The organism is Flavobacteriales bacterium, assembly GCA_019694795.1.
GTDB lineage: Bacteria > Bacteroidota > Bacteroidia > Flavobacteriales_D > UBA2798 > UBA2798.
Genome location: JAIBBF010000007.1, coordinates 57,059 through 74,839 on the forward strand (window position 1 = coordinate 57,059; position 17,781 = coordinate 74,839).

Annotated in this window: 17 protein-coding genes and 1 tRNA gene; 7 read left to right on the top strand and 11 right to left on the bottom strand. The window is 39.9% G+C overall.

Annotation, left to right across the window (positions count from 1 at the left end):
- Positions 1-8: 8 nt before the first annotated feature.
- From K1X56_04170 to cadA, 7 genes are all read right to left on the bottom strand, one after another.
- On the bottom strand, positions 9-1,967 hold the full coding sequence (locus K1X56_04170; protein ID MBX7093895.1) for a glycosyltransferase family 2 protein: 1,959 nt from the start codon (positions 1,965-1,967) through the stop codon (positions 9-11).
- Positions 1,968-2,029: 62 nt separating this feature from the next.
- Complete coding sequence (gene recR, locus K1X56_04175) at positions 2,030-2,653, bottom strand: recombination mediator RecR (protein MBX7093896.1); 624 nt, start codon at positions 2,651-2,653, stop codon at positions 2,030-2,032.
- A gap of 74 nt (positions 2,654-2,727) precedes the next feature.
- A complete protein-coding gene (locus K1X56_04180; GenBank protein ID MBX7093897.1) occupies positions 2,728-3,123 on the bottom strand; it encodes a hypothetical protein in 396 nt (131 codons plus the stop codon).
- Between the two features lie 8 nt (positions 3,124-3,131).
- Positions 3,132-4,283, bottom strand: a complete 1,152-nt coding sequence (locus K1X56_04185; GenBank protein MBX7093898.1) for an NAD(P)-binding domain-containing protein — start codon at positions 4,281-4,283, stop codon at positions 3,132-3,134.
- A 15-nt stretch (positions 4,284-4,298) separates the two neighbouring features.
- The gene (locus tag K1X56_04190) at positions 4,299-5,075 is read right to left on the bottom strand and encodes an enoyl-CoA hydratase/isomerase family protein (GenBank protein MBX7093899.1); all 777 of its coding nucleotides are present in this window, start codon (positions 5,073-5,075) and stop codon (positions 4,299-4,301) included.
- Positions 5,076-5,129: 54 nt separating this feature from the next.
- A complete protein-coding gene (locus tag K1X56_04195; GenBank protein MBX7093900.1) occupies positions 5,130-5,648 on the bottom strand; it encodes a metallophosphatase family protein in 519 nt (172 codons plus the stop codon).
- Entirely contained in the window at positions 5,645-7,771 is a 2,127-nt protein-coding gene (gene cadA / locus K1X56_04200) for a cadmium-translocating P-type ATPase (protein MBX7093901.1), read from the bottom strand. The genes K1X56_04195 and cadA overlap by 4 nt, the downstream gene beginning before the upstream one ends.
- 95 nt (positions 7,772-7,866) lie before the next feature.
- Here cadA and K1X56_04205 point away from each other — a divergent pair.
- Positions 7,867-7,940, top strand: a tRNA-His gene (locus tag K1X56_04205).
- A gap of 46 nt (positions 7,941-7,986) precedes the next feature.
- On the opposite strand, the gene K1X56_04210 is transcribed toward K1X56_04205, so the two are convergent.
- Both K1X56_04210 and K1X56_04215 read right to left on the bottom strand, forming a co-directional pair.
- Complete coding sequence (locus K1X56_04210; protein ID MBX7093902.1) at positions 7,987-8,298, bottom strand: septum formation initiator family protein; 312 nt, start codon at positions 8,296-8,298, stop codon at positions 7,987-7,989.
- 67 nt (positions 8,299-8,365) lie between these two features.
- On the bottom strand, positions 8,366-8,887 hold the full coding sequence (locus K1X56_04215) for an NAD(P)H-dependent oxidoreductase (protein ID MBX7093903.1): 522 nt from the start codon (positions 8,885-8,887) through the stop codon (positions 8,366-8,368).
- Between the two features lie 177 nt (positions 8,888-9,064).
- Here K1X56_04215 and K1X56_04220 point away from each other — a divergent pair, with 177 nt between their 5' ends.
- The 6 genes from K1X56_04220 to K1X56_04245 all read left to right on the top strand — a co-directional run bounded on the left by K1X56_04220 (position 9,065) and on the right by K1X56_04245 (position 15,442).
- Positions 9,065-9,868 (top strand): AAA family ATPase, encoded by an 804-nt coding sequence (locus K1X56_04220; protein ID MBX7093904.1) that lies wholly within the window; start codon positions 9,065-9,067, stop codon positions 9,866-9,868.
- Positions 9,869-9,870: 2 nt separating this feature from the next.
- Positions 9,871-10,788 (top strand): ParB/RepB/Spo0J family partition protein, encoded by a 918-nt coding sequence (locus K1X56_04225; GenBank protein MBX7093905.1) that lies wholly within the window; start codon positions 9,871-9,873, stop codon positions 10,786-10,788.
- 14 nt (positions 10,789-10,802) lie between these two features.
- The gene (locus tag K1X56_04230; GenBank protein ID MBX7093906.1) at positions 10,803-11,336 is read left to right on the top strand and encodes a hypothetical protein; all 534 of its coding nucleotides are present in this window, start codon (positions 10,803-10,805) and stop codon (positions 11,334-11,336) included.
- Between the two features lie 9 nt (positions 11,337-11,345).
- Positions 11,346-12,059 carry a 4-hydroxy-tetrahydrodipicolinate reductase gene (gene dapB, locus K1X56_04235; GenBank protein ID MBX7093907.1) on the top strand — a complete coding sequence of 238 codons (714 nt, stop codon included), beginning with the start codon at positions 11,346-11,348 and terminating at the stop codon, positions 12,057-12,059.
- A gap of 12 nt (positions 12,060-12,071) precedes the next feature.
- Complete coding sequence (gene lepB / locus K1X56_04240) at positions 12,072-13,748, top strand: signal peptidase I (GenBank protein ID MBX7093908.1); 1,677 nt, start codon at positions 12,072-12,074, stop codon at positions 13,746-13,748.
- 335 nt (positions 13,749-14,083) lie between these two features.
- Positions 14,084-15,442 carry a peptidoglycan synthetase gene (locus tag K1X56_04245; GenBank protein ID MBX7093909.1) on the top strand — a complete coding sequence of 453 codons (1,359 nt, stop codon included), beginning with the start codon at positions 14,084-14,086 and terminating at the stop codon, positions 15,440-15,442.
- Here K1X56_04245 and K1X56_04250 read toward each other — a convergent pair.
- On the bottom strand, positions 15,432-15,947 hold the full coding sequence (locus tag K1X56_04250) for a DUF4199 domain-containing protein (GenBank protein ID MBX7093910.1): 516 nt from the start codon (positions 15,945-15,947) through the stop codon (positions 15,432-15,434). The genes K1X56_04245 and K1X56_04250 overlap by 11 nt on opposite strands.
- Positions 15,948-15,990: 43 nt before the next feature.
- Positions 15,991-17,697: a transcription termination factor Rho gene (gene rho, locus K1X56_04255; protein ID MBX7093911.1), complete on the bottom strand. Its 1,707-nt coding sequence runs from the start codon at positions 17,695-17,697 to the stop codon at positions 15,991-15,993.
- Positions 17,698-17,781 lie beyond the last annotated feature (84 nt).

The window sequence follows — 17,781 nt, forward strand, 5'->3', positions numbered from 1 at the left end:
CAGCTTATTTAGCTTTTTCTTTCAGAAGGTTTTTTAAACAAACCCGAAAACAGCAATTTGAAGTCATTGCCCAGCTTATAATCCTTGGCATAAATAATATCTACTTTTTTAATCCAATCTTCTGATTGAGAATTAATTGAGATATTACTTGCGGTGCTAAAAACACCCGGTTTAATTTTAGGAAGTCGGTAATGGGAGGGATTTGCCACCTGATATCCGATGAGTGTTTTTTTCCCAATGAAAACCTTTAAAAAATCGGGTAATAGGGAAAAATTGGAAGGACGAATTAGTCCGATAACCGGTATGAAAAGAATGCAGCAAATTGAACCAAATAAATCGAACATTCGTTTGTTTCTGACATTGGCCGGTCGGGAAATGGAGTTGATATCGATAACGTACAAATCGCCGGAGGTGTCGATGCTATTGCTTCCAATCAGATACAAACTTTCAGGTTGTGCTATTTTAAAATCCACTTTTGAGTGATCGGAGGTGGACATTAAATCGATGATTTGTTGTGCTGAATTATCACGGGCACAAAAAATAATTTCATCGATTCGCAGGACGTCGATGATCTCATTGAGTTGGGAAATGTCGCCTACAAAATGAGGGTCCTTAATTCCTTTTTCCGGCTGTACAAAAGCGATAAAATCGGAGTAATTATTCGTTTGCTTTAATAAACCAGCTACCCGGTCTGCTTCGTCTGTTTTGCCAATGATCACAAAGCGTTTTGTGCGTCGTTGTTTAAGATTGTAATTTCTCCATCCGCTTAAATGAAAAATTAATCTCAGGTTGATGTAAACCAGGGTTGCCCAGAGAGAAGAAAGCAAAATGAAAATTCTGGAGAATTGCCAATCCTTAGGCAACAAACCATAAACCATGAGAATAACTGCTGTACCAATAGCTAAACCTTTTATAATTTTTAAAAGTTTAACCGGTTTATCATACCCACCGGAGAGCCAAACCGACAATAACCAAATGATGGAGTAGGAGGGAATGGCAATTTGTAGAACTTGTTCCGGGAAATGAATGCTCTTGTATTCGCCGTAATAATTTGCAATCAGAGCAGATCCTCCAAGTATGAGTGCAAAATCAATAAGTGGAACAATGGTTTGCTTGATGGCCCGACTGATAATGGCCATTCCTGCACGGAGATAAATGGCCAGGTGAATAAAAAAAGAAAACAGCCTTGCATTTTTTTCGGAGAAATGTTTGCGTGCAAAAATGATCATGGCATTGTAAAACACAAACACATAATTCACCGAACTTTTTTTGGTGCTTTCTCCTTTGTAATGGATAATTCGTGTTTTTGGGAAGTAATAATTTTTGTATCCGCCTAAAATTATCCGGTAAGAGAGATCGATATCTTCGCCATACATGAAAAAATCCTCATCCAGCAGACCCACTTTTTCCAAGGCATTTTTCCGCATTAACATAAATGCACCGGAAAGAATTTCTATTTCATGTACTTCTTCTTTATCCAGATAACCTAAGTGATATTTTCCAAACCGACGCGATTTTGGGAATAAGGCGGATAGTCCGAATATTTTATAAAACGCAACCGCAGGAGTGGGTAGTCCACGTTTCGATTCAGGTAAAAACTTCCCTTTACCGTCGATCATTTTTACACCCAATCCACCGGCATCCGGATGTTGGTCCATAAATTCAATCACCTTTTTAAACGTGTCTTCTTCCACTACGGTATCCGGATTTAACAAGAGGACATATTCTCCTTTTGCCATCCGCATGGCCTGATTGTTGGCTTTAGAAAATCCGGCATTGAATTTATTTTCGATGAGAATTACCTGCGGGAATTTTTTCTTCACCATGGTGCAGGAAGCGTCGATCGAGTTATTATCCACCACAAACACCTCTGCCTTTATCTCCTTTAGAGCGGCATAAACAGAATTAAGGCATTGCTCGAGGAAATACTCGACGTTATAATTCACTATGACGATGGAAAGCTTCATGCAATGGGCACAAAATAAAGCAAAATAAATTCAATCGGACCTATAACGGTCAAAGGCCACTATTATTTGCCAACCGTAAAGCCGGATTCATAGGGAATACGGTTTAAAATAGACCTTCCCAACGTAACTTCATCGGCATATTCCAGTTCATCTCCCACGGAAATTCCCCTTGCGATACTGCTGATTTTAATATTAAAATCTTTCAATTTTCTGAAAAGATAAAAATTGGTGGTATCGCCTTCCATAGTGGCAGAAAGTGCAAGAATGATTTCTTTTATTTCGCCGGACTCCACCTTTTTCACCAGCGATTCAATTTGCAAATCTTGCGGACCAATTCCATCCATAGGTGAAATAATTCCCCCTAACACATGGTACTTTCCGGTAAATTGACCTGTGTTTTCTATTGCCATCACATCGCGGATATCCTCCACTACACATAGCAATGATTCTTCCCTGCCGGGATTTGCGCAAATGGAACAAATGCTTTCATCAGAAATATTATGGCAATTATTGCAATGCTTTAAATCATGTGCCAGATGCAAAAAAGCAGCGGAGAATTTTTCAATTTCTTCTGGCTTTTTTTTCAGCATACTTAATACCAAACGCAAAGCTGAACGTCGTCCCACCCCAGGCAGGGAGGACAATTGTTCAACAGCTTCTTCAATAATTCTGGATGAATATTGCATGCCACAAAAGTAGCTTAAACTAGTTCTGAGAAATCAAGCCGGAAAAGGCTTTTTGCACTTTATTTTCAACAGATTTAAATAAAGGTTCGGAGCCAGGCTTCAGCTTCGTGTTTTTTTCTGAAGACCTTAAAAGGATATTTGGGCCGGTTAAAGCGATAATAGAAATCGGCAATGAGTTTATAGGCCAAATTTGTCACAACAATTGCATAAGCGCAAGCCGGTGTTTTCGATTCCATCTGAACAGCGTGGTCTCTGCCTTCACGTGTGACCGTTACACCTTCCATAGCTTCGAACATAAATGGACGTTTTTCCTCACCCAAAACTTCCAGAAATACCTTCAAATTCTCCAATTGATTTGCCACATCGATAACGGTATCATCCTTGAAAATGATTTGAACGATTCCGTCTTCACGAAAGTGAATAAAGGATGAACTAGTCTCTCTGGTTTCAATAATTCCTGTGCGAATCATGCCTCAAGTTAATGAAAAAACGTTTCCGAAGCGCTTTGCATCTTTTTTAAAATCGGACTGGGACGATATCTATCTTCACCGTAAAGGTCCTGCAAGTGATTCAGGCGATCTAACACATTTTTTATTCCTATTTCATCTGCCCAATGCAATAGTCCTTTCGGATAATTTACGCCCTTGGTCATAGCCAAATCGAGGTCTTCCCGTGTAGCGATATTCAGGTAAAGTGCATCTGCCGCTTCATTGATCAGCATGACCAAAATGCGCTCAACGATATAATTTCCTAATTCAGTGTCCTTATTCGCTTCTGGTTGAACGGCTCCTTCGGCATAGTTGTAATAACCTCTTCCGGTTTTGCGGCCAAGACGTTTGGATTCAACCTGACGCTTCTGGGTGAAGGACGGTTTATACCTCGGATCATAGAAAAACTCCCTGAAAACAGTTTCAGTAACAGTATAGTTTATGTCATTACCAATGAAATCCATTAATTCAAAAGGTCCCATTCGAAATCCTCCGATTTCCTTCATGGCCCAGTCGATGGTAGCAAAATCGGCGATTCCTTCTTCATAAATCCGGATTGCTTCGCCGTAATAAGGGCGAGCAACGCGATTTACGATGAACCCGGGTGTGTCTTTGGCTAATACCGTATTCTTACCCCAGGAGTCGATTAATTTGCGGGAAAGGACCAAATATTCCTCTTCAGTTTGAACGGCTGGAATAATTTCCACCAGGGGCATTAAGGGTGCAGGATTGAAAAAATGGATACCAACTACTCTTGAAGAATTTTGTACTGAGGCAGCGATTAGGGTCACCGATAAAGAACTGGTGTTTGTGGCAAGAATTGCATTGGGGGCTATGATCTGTTCCAGCTTTGAAAACAATTCTTGTTTGGCATTCAGGTTTTCTATAATAGCTTCTATAACTAAGCCGCAATCTTTAAAAGCGTTTAAGTCAGACGCAAAATGAAAACGCGATATTACATCGGCAGCACTTTGTATTTTTCCTTTTTCCTGAAGGGAATTCAGGATTTTTTCTAATGAAGATTTTGCTTTATTCAGCGATTCAGGATTAGCGTCGAAAAGGACAACCTGATGTCCATTCATAGCTGCTACCTGAGCAATTCCACTTCCCATGGCGCCACTTCCTACAACGCCGATATGCATGTTTTTCATATCCATTTATTTTCCTGTAAATACCGGAGCTCTTTTTTCTAAAAAGGCATTAATACCTTCTTTATGATCTGCACTTGCAGCTGCTTCTACCTGAACTTTTGCTTCAAGTTTTAATTGAGCACTTAGGTCGTTACTTACACTTTCATTCAACAGTCGTTTGGTAAGTCCAATTCCCTTCGTAGGCATGGCGGCTAACTGGGTACATAATTCAAGTGATTTGGCAACGAATTCATCATCTGCAAATACTTTCCAAATGAAACCAAGCTCTTTTCCTTCCTGCGCACTGATTTTTTCACTTAAAAACATCAATGCCGCTGCACGGTGATATCCGACTATTCGGGGTAAAATATGGGTTCCACCGCTATCGGGGATGAGTCCGATTTTACTGAATGCCTGGGAAAATGAAGCCGATTGTGTGGCAAGAACAATATCACAAGCCAAAGCCAGTGATGCACCGGCACCGGCAGCCACACCATTAACCGCTGCAACGATGGGCTTTTCCATAAAGCGCATTTTTTCAACAATCGGATTGTAATGTTCAATGACAATTTTTTCAATTCCGGGTCCACTCGGATCAATCGCCTCACCTAAATCCTGACCAGCGCAAAATGCTTTTCCACTCGATGTGAGCATAACACAACGTACATCATCATCTGCAGCGCATTTATCGAGTACGGACTGTAACTCAAGTGCCATTTGGCGGTTGAACGAATTAAACTTATCCGGACGCGACAAGGAAATTTTGCCTACATGTCCGATTTTCTCGAATTGAATGAAATCCATAATTAAAAAACTTAGAAGGCGAATATAGGTGGCCTTGAACGAAAAAAAAAGAAATTATAGCATCTCGGAGTATTTACCAGCCCGCGGTCCCAATTCAATTGCTTCCATATCGAAGATCCGTTGGCCATCAATTTTAAAGCGAAGCAGCGTTTTCACTTTGTGAAATCCATGAACACCTGCTGCTCCCGGATTTAAGTATAAAAACTGAAGTTTCTTATCGAATTCCACCCTTAAGATGTGGCTATGTCCACATACCAAAATCCCGGGTTGATGCTCAATGATTAATTTTTTTGCTGCAGCAAGGTAGGTGTAGGGTTTTCCTGCAATATGGTGAATCATCACTTTTACCTCTTCACACATAAAAACAGCTGTTTCCGGATAAGATTTTCTTAACTCCGTACCATCAATATTTCCATAAACAGCTTTTAGTGGTTTAAATGCTTCAAGTTGTTCAACAACATGGGAAGTACCGATGTCACCCGCATGCCAAATTTCATCGCAATCGGCAAAGTGGACAAACACTTTTTCATCCAAATAACCATGCGTATCGGAAATAATTCCAATTTTTCTCATCGCAGTTTTTTCTTTTGGAGTCGAATGGAATTCCCAACTACAATTACATCAGAAAAGGCCATGGATAAAGAACCAATCATCGGGTTTAGCCAGCCCATTGCTGCAATCGGAATTGCGATTACATTGTAGAAAAATGCCCAGAACAAATTTTGTTTTATGGTGAGCATGGTGTGTTTACTAATGAGATAAGCATCAGAGATGGCCTGGATATTGGGGGTGAGTAAAACCACTTGTGCAGCATTTATGGCAACATCCGTTGCCAAAGAAGGAGAAATACCTAAATAAGAAGCGGAGAGGGCAGGTGCATCGTTAATTCCATCACCAACCATGGCGGTGAATTTTTCTTTATTCAATGCTTTCATTTTTTCCAGTTTTTCTTCCGGAAGTTGTTCGCCATACCATTGCAGTATTCCCAATTCCTCTGCCACGGTTTTGCAATTTTCGTTTTTGTCGCCACTTAACAAGATGGGTTCAATACCATGATTTTTTAACTGGGAAATCATTGCTTTTGCACCCGGTTTTATTTCGTCTTTTAATTCAATATAAGCGACTGGCTTTTCATTTTTCCAAATCACAATTTCATGCAAGCCGGCTTCCGAAACCGCAGAATACATTCTGGATGACCCTACCGCCCAACGCGTATTATCTGAATCTATGGCCTGAATTCCTTTTCCTTTAATTTCATTAACCTGAAATAGTTCTATTGAACCGGACCTTTGCTGAAGCGATTTCACTATGCTTTTTGCCAGCGGATGTGAACTGTTTTTTTCAATGGAAAACAATACAGACTCAATGAACTCCTTTGAATCATCCGAAACGATTCGTATCGATTTTATTTCGAATTCGCCAGTGGTGAGCGTTCCGGTTTTATCGAATACAATCTGTTTAATTTTGGAGAATCGTTCTAAGGTATCTCCCCCCTTGATCATGATTCCATTTTTTGCAGCTCTTCCTACTCCTGACACTACCGCTGTAGGTGTTGCTAATCCCATAGCGCAGGGACAGGAAATGACCAAAACAGCAATACTCTGCATCAAGGCCTGCTGAATTGAAATATCGAATACAAAAAAAGAAAGTACAAAGGTTAACATGGATATGGCCACAACCGCAGGGACAAAAATTGCACTGACTTTATCGGATAACTTTTGCAACTGAGGTTTTTGGGTTTGCGCCTGTTTCACCAGGGTGATGATCTTGGATAGGGTGCTGTCTTTTCCGATTTTGGTGGCGCTGATTCGTAGGGTACCCTCAAGTAAAATAGTACCGCCAATTACGTTTTGTCCCGTGCTTTTAAGAATGGAACGACTCTCACCGGTAATCATCGATTCATCGGCATAACCATTTCCCGAAATTACTATGCCATCTACAGGGATACGATCTCCGGAATTCACTTGTAGAATATCATCTTTCTGAATGTATTCAGACTGAATTTCAACAATGCTTTCACCTTTTTCGGTGTTTATTATTTTTTTGGCATTTACCTTTTGCAATGAACTCAATTCGCGAATAGCGGTGGTTGTTCTGCTTACTGAGCGATGTTCAAGTACATTGCCTAAAAACACCAGTGTGATGATTGTGGCAGCAGTTTCAAAAAACAGATAGTTATGAACTTCATGCGTTCCCCAATAGCTTAGCGAGCCCCAGATACTATAAACGAAAGCAGCAGTGGAACCGATAAAAATCAGCACATCCATATTTGCAATTCCTGATCGTAGAGATCCCCATCCGCTTTTTCCAAAATGGATAGCGCCTAAAAGGTAAACAGGGAGACAAAGGAAAAACTGAACAAGTGCTGAATTTAAAATAGAATCATGACCTAAAAACATATGTGCCAAAAGGGGCAGTGTAAAGATCAACGAGAAAATAAATTTCTTTTCTATGCCGGATATTTTACCACTTTCTTCTTCTGTTTTCTCCGTCAACGCTTCGTAACCAATTTTTTTTAGTTCGGACTTAATTTCCTCGAATTCTAGATCGCCGGAAAACCGCACTTCTCCTGAAATGAAATCAGTGTTGACGCTGTTGAGGCCTAATTTTTCCAGCTTTTTAGTTACGCTCAAAGCGCAATTGGTGCAGGTCATTCCCTCTACAATAATTTGCCTCTCTTTAGAATTATCCGACATAATGACCCAAAATTACTTTAAAGATTTTCCTTACAATAATATTTTAATTGCTTTGCACATATCAAACTTTTTGTATTTTTGCACTCCCAAACACGGTGGTTGTAGCTCAGTTGGTTAGAGCATCAGATTGTGGTTCTGAGGGTCGTGGGTTCGAATCCCATCATCCACCCACCTAAAAATTAAGGGCGACATTGTCGCCCTTAATTATTTTAAAATCATTGATTTGGATTTTCTTCTACCAGCACAAAAATATCTTCATTAGGTCGCTTAAACAAGTATTGTTCGCGGGCGAATTTTTCCAACTGCTTTCGGTCCTTTAACTGGTTAAGGTTTTCGTAAGTGTCTTTGATTAAGGCTTTTCTTCGGTTGAGTTCCCGGGTCATTTCCTGCCGTTTCTGGTAAACCTTGTATTGACGGAAAAAATCATTGTTATCGAAGAAGGTCATCCACAGGAAAAACAAGGTAATGGTCAGAATGTACTTATTCCTGAATAAGCCAACCCAATTCGCTAGTCTTCCTTTTTTCATTTTACAAATGTAGAAGGAAATATTGCTATACCTGAAGCAGGCAAATTGCTTTATTCATAGTGTCCTGTTAAAAAAGCAGGAACTTGTCGATGTTTTTTCTCAGACGGAACACCGATTCCGGATCGGTTAATTCGTTGTTTGGATTTAAAATTTTATCGATTTGCGGGAATTTAGGTTTATCGCTCAACACTTCCACCTGAAGGTAATGAAGCACCCCCGTAAAATGATCAAGTGCTCTCAGGGCACCTGCTCGTCCGGAACTGATGCCTACCAGACTTGCTTTTTTACCCTGAAAATTCCTTGGATGTACAGAATCAATAAAGGTTTTCAATATTCCCGGAAAACTTCCGTTGTATTCTGGAATGACAAAAATGAACTTATTAACATCGCGTATATATTGCTCCGCAAGCTGATCAAATTCGGGCAGAGACTGGTCCTCAATTTTCGACCAGGCAAAATGAGGGGGGAGCGATTGAAGGTCCAGAACCTGACTTTCAACATTTCTACCCTTCAGTTCCAAATGGATCAGCCGGGCCATGCGTGCAGAATAACTATTACTGCGATTGGTAGAGGAGATAATGGTAATCACGTTGATTGTTGATAACTGTTCAATTAACAAAATTCTGTTTAAAAGTCTCAGTCCCGTATACCCCTTTCAGGAGGTATTGATTGAGTATCTTTATATTCTGAATTTTGGTGGAGCAAAGTTAGTTGATTTTGTTTCCATGAACACGAATTAATACAATTAAAATCAAGGACTAAGAGCATGGGAAAGATCATTGCTGTTGTGAATCAGAAAGGTGGGGTAGGGAAAACCACTAGTGCTATTAACCTCAGTGCCTGTTTTGGGGCGCTGGAGTTTAAGACTCTTTTGGTGGATGCAGATCCTCAGGCCAATGCTACTTCCGGGGTTGGTTTTGATCCGAAAAACATTAAAACCAGCATTTATGAATGCCTGATTAATGACACCGATCCAAGGGACATCATCTTAACAACCAATAATCCGAATCTGGATTTATTGCCTGCGCATATTGATTTGGTGGGTGCGGAAATTGAGTTAATCAATTTACCCAACCGCGAAATGATGATGAAGCGCGCCTTGTCGAAAATTAAAAACGATTATGATTTTATCATCATCGATTGTTCGCCATCACTTGGTTTAATCACCGTTAACGCTCTAACCGGAGCAGATTCAGTGATTGTTCCTGTTCAATGCGAATATTTTGCATTGGAAGGACTAGGGAAATTATTGAACACCATCAAAATTGTTCAATCCCGATTGAATCCTGAATTAAGCATCGAAGGAATATTGCTCACGATGTATGATACGCGTCTACGTTTATCCAACCAGGTGGTGGATGAAGTTAAAACGCATTTCCAGCAATTGGTATTCGATACGATCATACATCGCAATACTACGCTGGGTGAAGCACCATCACACGGTGAAACAATTATTATGCATGATGCCACCAGTAAAGGGGCAATCAATTATCTCAATTTGGCGCGGGAAATTCTGCAAAAAAATGAGATGACACGCATCAACGAATCCGACAAAATCATAGAAGCATAATCATGAGCAAACAAAAAAAATCAGCTCTTGGCAGGGGCCTTGGTGCCCTATTGGCCAGTTCTGAAACTGACATCACCTCGAAATACGAAAACAAAAAATTTTCTGAAGCAGTTGGATCGATCGCCATGGTGGCCATTGAGCGCATTGAAGCAAATCCTTTTCAGCCCCGCCAGCATTTCGAAAAACAAGCATTGGTTGAACTTACCAATTCCATTAAAGAACATGGAATTATTCAACCTATAACCGTTCGTAAACTGGGTAACGATAAGTACCAGTTGATTTCCGGAGAACGTCGTTTTAAAGCTTCCCAAATTGCCGGTTTAAAAGAAGTTCCTGTATACATCCGCATTGCGAATGATCAGGAAATGCTTGAAATGGCACTAATCGAAAATATTCAACGACAGAATTTAGATGCCATAGAAATTGCAATCGGATATCAGCGATTGATTGAAGAGTGTAAATTAACCCAGGACCAATTAGGTGAACGGGTAGGGAAGGACCGTTCTACGGTTACCAATTACCTGCGTTTACTTCGTCTCCCCCCCGAAATTCAATTAGCTATTCGCGAGAAGAAAATAACCATGGGTCACGCCCGTGCTATTGTTTCACTCAGTGATGAAAAAGATCAGGTTTCGCTTTTTAATGAAGTGGTGGATAACGACATGAGCGTTCGTAAAACCGAATCTCGTGCAAAAGATATTATTCAAGGCCGTGTAATTCCTTCGGAAGAACCGGTGAAAAAAGGTACAAATCCCGCATCACAGTTATCGATGCCTCAGCAAAAAATTAAAGAGGATTTGGCTACACGATTGAATACGGTTGTCGACATTAAAAAAACACCAAAAGGAAGCGGCAGAATAATTATCGATTTTAAAAGCGATAAAGATTTAGAACGCATCATTGAACTGCTGGATATCTGATGCGTTTTTTCGCGTTGCTTAGTCTACTTTTCCTGAGCTCGTTTCAATTTGTAAACGCACAGGGTGATTCAACTTCCCATAAAAAGGTGATTGAATTCGATACTACGCATTCGCCTAAAAAAGCCATGATCTTGTCGGCGGTTTTACCCGGGGCAGGACAGATTTACAACCACAAGTATTGGAAAGTTCCTGTTATTTATGCTGCCATGGGTACCAGTTTGTATTTTATTCTGGATAACAGCAAACAGTATAAAAATTACAGAACAGAATACGTATACCGTTTAAACAACAATGGAGCGGTTTCGAATTTGGATTTGGCCGACTATTCCGAAAGTCAATTACGAATTTTAACCGATCAATACCGAACATGGAGAGATCTGTCGTATGTAGTTATGGCCGGTTTTTATGTGTTGCAAATAATAGATGCTACAGTGGATGGATATTTGTGGCGCCATGATACTTCGCCCAATTTGAGTTTCGAGTTCCGTCCTTCATTTGTAAGTACCGCCGGTGGAATGGCCGGATTTCGCTTTAGGATTAAATTTTAATTTTGAATTATGAAGATTGCCTTATTGGGATACGGTAAAATGGGGAAAGAAATTGAATCCATTGCATTAGGGAAAGGACATGAAATTGTCCTAAAAATCAATTCCGCCAATGGTAATTTTAATCCCGAAGAATTAAAAGTTGCCGATGTGGCCATTGAATTTAGTCGCCCGGATAATGTCCTGCCCAATATTGAAAAATGTTTTTTAGCAAATGTCCCGGTTGTAATTGGTACAACAGGTTGGTATGAGCAATTGACTGCAGTTAGAGAAAAATGTATTGCCGGAAAACACACCATGTTATATGCCTCCAATTTTTCGGTTGGAGTAAATATCTTTTTTGAATTAAATAAACGATTGGCAGAATTAATGAATCCGCATTGGCAATATGAAGCCGGTATGGAAGAGATTCATCATACTCAAAAACTGGATTCACCAAGTGGAACTGCTATAACCCTTGCAGAAGGAATGTTGCAGCATTTGGACCGTAAAAAAAGTTGGGTGAATCATTCCACCGAATCGACCGAAGAATTACCGATTATCTCTAAGCGAATCGATAATGTTCCCGGTACACATATCATTCGTTATTCATCGCCCATAGATGATATTGAAATATCGCACACCGCCCATAACCGGAAGGGATTTGCTGCCGGAGCTGTTCTTGCTGCGGAATGGCTGCAGGGAAAAACAGGTGTGTTTACCATGAAAGAAGTATTAAATTTTTAACAGATCGTATACATGAATCTTATTGCAAACATCCTGCTCTTATTATTGATTGTAGTTTATTTTGCCAGTCTTTATAAAATATTCGAAAAGGCCGGCAGAACAAATAAGTGGGAAGGATTTATTCCCGGCTACAATATTTTTATCTGGATTAAAGTAATGCAAAAACCATGGTGGTGGATTTTGTTAATGATAATTCCCGGAGTAAACTTCCTCATGATTTTTGTACTCAATGTGGAATTGTCACGGTCTTTCAATCAACGTTCGGCCTCCGACGCTTTAAAGATGATCATCTTTCCCTGGTATTTCGTTTATAAAATAGCGCATGATCCACAGTATGTTTTTGTGGGACCCGAAGATTTTTCAAAAAAATCAAAGCCCCGTTCACGCGAGTGGTTCGATGCATTATTGTTTGCGGTCATCGCTGCTACCATTATCCGTACCTTTTTCTTAGAAGCATTTAAAATTCCAACTCCATCTATGGAGAAAAATCTATTGGTGGGAGATTTTCTTTTTGTAAGTAAAGTAAGCTACGGAGCAAAACTTCCGGAGACACCAATTTCTTTTCCTTTTACCCACAATACCATGCCTGTTGGAAATGGAAAAAGTTATCTTGAGATTTTTACATTACCACATTTACGTTTACCCGGATTTGGTTCCGTACAGCGAAACGATGTTGTTGTATTCAACTTCCCCGCGGGAGATTCCGTTTTGTGGGATAATACCAATGTGACCTATTACACCGCCATTGCCCAAGCCGGTTTCGAAAACTTTCAGGGACAAGGCGTTTTCGATTTAAATAAGGATACTTTGCTGGTGCAACAGTATGATAAGATAAAAGAGGCATATATTAATCCTTTACGTCAGCAATTAATTTCCAGGAATAAAATCGGAACTCGTCCCGTGGATAAGCGCGATAACTACATCAAGCGTTGTGTTGCCATTCCTGGTGATGTAATTGAAGTAAAAGATCGTCAACTTTATGTGAATGGCGAAGCATCCGGAAATACCGACGGAATGCAATTTAACTATGTAGTACATTCCCAAACTGCCATTCCTCAGGCAAACAATGGAGCTTCATTTAAATCTTATTTAAAACAGAATTACGATATCAGCTCTTCCGATTGTGCAGTTCTTGATTTTAATTCAGGTATATTTTTAGTTCCATTAACCGCAGAGAATCTGGAAAAATTTAAAGGACTTTATGGCGAAAACAATGTGCGACCTGTAATTAAGAAAAAAGGACATTACCTGGATATTCGTTCCATGCATTCTCCTTATGGAGTTCCGGGAATCGACGAAATCCGATACCTCCCCATTTTCCCAAGTGATATAAGATATGATTGGACAGAAGACAATTTTGGTCCGCTGAAAGTCCCGACAAAAGGAGAAACCATCGAATTAAATCTCGATAATCTTCCTTTGTATACCCGCATCATTGATGTGTATGAGAAAAATGATTTGGAAGTGAAAAACGGAGAGATTTTCATTAATGGACAAAAAGCTACTTCCTATACCTTTAAAATGAATTATTACTGGATGATGGGAGATAACCGCCAGAACTCGGCCGACTCACGTTTTTGGGGATTTGTACCCGATGATCATATTGTTGGGAAAGCCGTTTTGGTATGGTTCTCTACCGATCCTGAAACAGGAATTCGTTGGAATAGGGTATTTAAAGGAATACACTAAATCTAAAACAAATAAAGGGGCCCCATTGGAGCCCCTTTTTTATTTGGAGTTTATTTTCACAAAAGAAGCGGGTGGCGTTTGAGAAAACTTAAACACTACTTGCTATGAAAAATTTTCACCACCCGCATATATGAAAAGAACGTCGGTAAATCTCTCTGATAGTTACAAATGTATTCTTTCTAACGAGTAAAACGTCGATTAGATACACTTATTTTGCGACAAAATTCGCCTGTTCTTACATTTCTACAGTTTAACACTTCTATGTTTACAAATTAACATAGGACCGCCACATACAGGTCGGCCTCTTTAGTTATTTAGCGGAAAGTCCTGAAAACATGAAGGTTCATTTTATTGCAATTGGTGGTAGTGCGATGCACAATCTGGCTATAGCATTGGCTAAAAGCGGAGATCAGGTAAGTGGGTCCGACGATGAAATTGTAGAGCCTTCCAAATCAAGATTACAACGTTATGGTTTATTACCGGCCGAAGAAGGATGGTTTCCGGAGAAAATAAGTGCGGACCTGGATGCCGTTATTCTTGGAATGCATGCCCGTATGGATAATCCGGAATTAAAAAGAGCCAATGAATTAGGATTAAAAGTCTATTCGTATCCCGAATATATTTATGAGCGAACAAAAAATAAAACGCGTATTGTAATTGGCGGTTCACATGGAAAAACTACCATCACTTCGATGGTGCTTCACGCGTTGAATAAAAATGGAATTCCGCACGATTATATGGTTGGAGCCCAATTGGAGGGTTATGAGTGTATGGTGGGTTTTTCTGATGACAGTAAATTGGCCGTTATTGAAGGAGATGAATATTTATCCTCGCCGGAGGATCGTCGACCTAAATTTCATTTATACCAACCCCACATTGCATTGATTTCGGGGATAGCCTGGGATCACATCAATGTTTTTCCAACGTTTGAAATTTATGTTGATCAATTCAGAAAATTTATCGATCTCATTGAAGAGGGTGGAACCCTGGTTTATTTTGAGGGCGATCAGGAATTAACATCGATCGTTCCGCAGCATGGAAACAACATCAATAAAATTTCATATCAGGCATTTCCTAATGTCACACGTGATGGAATTACCTATTTACTCCATGATTCAAAAGAAATTCCACTATTAATTTTTGGCGATCACAACATGCAAAATTTAAATGGTGCACGATGGGTGTGTGAGTCGGCCGGAATGAAACTGGATTCTTTTCTGGATGCCATGAAAAGTTTTAAGGGAGCAGCCCGGCGCTTAGAGCTCGTAAAGAAAAATGATACCTGTTCGATTTATAAAGATTTTGCGCATTCGCCCAGCAAATTAAAGGCGACAACCGCAGCAGTAAAAAATCAGTTCCCACAGCGAAAATTAATTGCTTGTATGGAGCTTCACACCTTTTCCAGTTTAACGGAAGAATTTTTGAAAGAGTACAAAGATTCCATGAAGCTTGCTGATATCGCTTTTGTATACTTTAATCCGCATACCATTGCACATAAGAAATTAAAATCTATAGAACCTGAAACCGTTCAGCAATCGTTCGGTACATCGAATGTGCGGGTATTTACAGATTCGAATACACTGGTAAATGAATTGCAGGAAATGAAGTGGGAGGACAGTAATTTATTACTGATGACATCCGGTAATTTCGACGGGGTTGATTTTAATCGTTTGGCGGATCAGCTTATTTCCTGATCAACTGATTTTCGAAAAATTTTCGCCATCCCCAGGCGATGACCAGGCTGTAAAAAAAGGCCATGATCATTCCTCCAACAAGGACCATAGTGCTTAGGAAAAATGGAGAAAACCACAATTCCGCTTGTTCTTTTTCGTCATCGATAAAATCTTCGCGGGTTTTATCCTGAAGTTTTTCCGGATTCTGTTTTTTTAATTCTTCAAAATCGGCTTTTCGTGCAATTTCAACACGTTCTTCCACGCGTTGTTGAACGAAATTTTTATCGATGGTAGAATAATACAAATAAGAAAAAGCCGATACAAGGATTAAATAATAAGCTGCCGATTGCATGGTGATTTTCACATCATCGGTGTATCCGCGTTTTTCAGGATGTACTTTTTTCCATGAATAGATTCCAAAGATCATGGTCATGAGTAAGCATAAAATATTTCCGAAAACTACAAGGACATATAAATCTCCGTGTTTGCCGGTCTGAAATAAAATTAATTTCAGAATAACAAACACAGAGGTAAATATAAGGGCAGTCTTAAATGGAATTTTCATGCGCTTATCCGTTCATCGATAATAAGAACTCATCATTGTTGCGGGTATCCTTCATGCGGTCCTTAATAAATTCCATAGTTTCTATAGAGTTCATATCGGCTAAATGCTTGCGAAGAATCCAAACACGCTGAAGTGTTTCTTTATCGGTAAGTAAATCTTCTCTCCGTGTACCCGATGCAAGAATATCGATAGCAGGATATACGCGGCGATTAGATAATTTACGATCTAATTGTAGTTCCATATTTCCGGTTCCTTTGAACTCTTCGAAAATAACTTCATCCATTTTAGAACCGGTTTCCGTAAGAGCAGTAGCTAAAATGGTTAAGGATCCTCCGTTTTCAATTTTACGGGCACTACCAAAGAATCGTTTTGGTTTGTGTAATGCATTTGCATCTACACCACCGGATAATACTTTACCCGAAGCAGGTTGAACGGTATTGTATGCACGCGCCAGGCGGGTGATGGAGTCGAGCAGAATACAAACATCATGTCCGCATTCCACCATTCGTTTTGCTTTTTCAAGAACGATATTGGAAACTTTTACGTGACGATCCGCAGGTTCATCGAACGTAGAAGCAACTACTTCTGCTTTTACACTACGTGCCATATCGGTAACCTCTTCCGGACGCTCATCAATCAGCAATACGATCAGATATACTTCAGGATGATTTTCTGCAATAGCATTAGCCACATCTTTCAACAACATGGTTTTACCCGTTTTGGGCTGTGCTACAATCATTCCACGCTGACCCTTACCAATCGGTGCAAAAAGATCCATTACGCGGGTCGACATATTATCCTTTGAATGTCCGGTTAACTGAAGTTTTTCAGTAGGGAATAAAGGGGTTAAATATTCAAATGGAACACGGTCGCGGATATAGGAAGGATTCCTTCCATTGATGCTTTCAACCTTCACCAGCGGGAAATATTTTTCACCTTCGCGGGGTGGACGAACCGTTCCTTTTACGGTATCACCGGTTTTTAGTCCGAATAACTTGATTTGCGCAGTGGATACATACACATCATCAGGCGAGGCGAGGTAATTATAATCGGAAGATCGCAAAAAGCCATATCCATCCGGCATTAATTCGAGTACGCCTTCGGTGGTAACGATGTTATCCCAGTTAAATTGCGGCTCTTGTTCCCTGCGTTGCTGATGCTGATGTTGTTGAGGGTTGTTATTCTGATTATTGTTTTGATTCGGATTATTTTGATGCGAACGCTGATTCGGATTGTTTTGATGCGAACGCTGATTGGGATTGTTTTGATGATGACGTTGCTGTTGATGTTGTGGTTGCTGACGTTGACCTTCAACCGGATTGTTTTCTGATTGAGCCGCCTTTTCATTTTCAACTGCAGGACCTTCAGATTTAACTGATACTTCACGTTCTTCCTCATTCGAATCATTGTCATCATCCTCTCCATCTTCATCCTCATCGTCGTCATCTTCATCGGTAGAAATAATGGCAGGTACAATATATTCTTCTTCTTCCTCTTCGTTAACCGTAGCATCAGAAAATAAATCGGAATTTAAATTCACTGCAACTTCATCCACAATTTTAGGAGCATCATTATTCTCCTTCGGTTTTCTACCACGTTTTTTGGGAGAATTATCTTCTGAACCTGCTTTAGATTCGTTTTCAGGTTGTGCTGTATACTCTGCTTTTTCCGCTTTTAAAATGCGCTTTCTTTTGGGTTTATCTTCACTCATGCGGTTAAATTGAAATCAATAAAAAATTTAAAATAATGTTAGAACCTTTGGGGATTAATTTCTCCGAAATGGAGGAAATGAAAA

What these genes read in the sequence shown, in the direction of transcription:
- K1X56_04170 (MBX7093895.1), bottom strand. Translation starts at nt 1,967, where the DNA reads ATGAAGCTTTCCATCGTCATAGTGAATTATAACGTCGAGTATTTCCTC.
- recR (MBX7093896.1), bottom strand. Translation starts at nt 2,653, where the DNA reads ATGCAATATTCATCCAGAATTATTGAAGAAGCTGTTGAACAATTGTCC.
- K1X56_04180 (MBX7093897.1), bottom strand. Translation starts at nt 3,123, where the DNA reads ATGATTCGCACAGGAATTATTGAAACCAGAGAGACTAGTTCATCCTTT.
- K1X56_04185 (MBX7093898.1), bottom strand. Translation starts at nt 4,283, where the DNA reads ATGCATATCGGCGTTGTAGGAAGTGGCGCCATGGGAAGTGGAATTGCT.
- K1X56_04190 (MBX7093899.1), bottom strand. Translation starts at nt 5,075, where the DNA reads ATGGATTTCATTCAATTCGAGAAAATCGGACATGTAGGCAAAATTTCC.
- K1X56_04195 (MBX7093900.1), bottom strand. Translation starts at nt 5,648, where the DNA reads ATGAGAAAAATTGGAATTATTTCCGATACGCATGGTTATTTGGATGAA.
- cadA (MBX7093901.1), bottom strand. Translation starts at nt 7,771, where the DNA reads ATGTCGGATAATTCTAAAGAGAGGCAAATTATTGTAGAGGGAATGACC.
- K1X56_04210 (MBX7093902.1), bottom strand. Translation starts at nt 8,298, where the DNA reads ATGAAAAAAGGAAGACTAGCGAATTGGGTTGGCTTATTCAGGAATAAG.
- K1X56_04220 (MBX7093904.1), top strand. Translation starts at nt 9,065, where the DNA reads ATGGGAAAGATCATTGCTGTTGTGAATCAGAAAGGTGGGGTAGGGAAA.
- K1X56_04225 (MBX7093905.1), top strand. Translation starts at nt 9,871, where the DNA reads ATGAGCAAACAAAAAAAATCAGCTCTTGGCAGGGGCCTTGGTGCCCTA.
- dapB (MBX7093907.1), top strand. Translation starts at nt 11,346, where the DNA reads ATGAAGATTGCCTTATTGGGATACGGTAAAATGGGGAAAGAAATTGAA.
- lepB (MBX7093908.1), top strand. Translation starts at nt 12,072, where the DNA reads ATGAATCTTATTGCAAACATCCTGCTCTTATTATTGATTGTAGTTTAT.
- K1X56_04245 (MBX7093909.1), top strand. Translation starts at nt 14,084, where the DNA reads ATGAAGGTTCATTTTATTGCAATTGGTGGTAGTGCGATGCACAATCTG.
- rho (MBX7093911.1), bottom strand. Translation starts at nt 17,697, where the DNA reads ATGAGTGAAGATAAACCCAAAAGAAAGCGCATTTTAAAAGCGGAAAAA.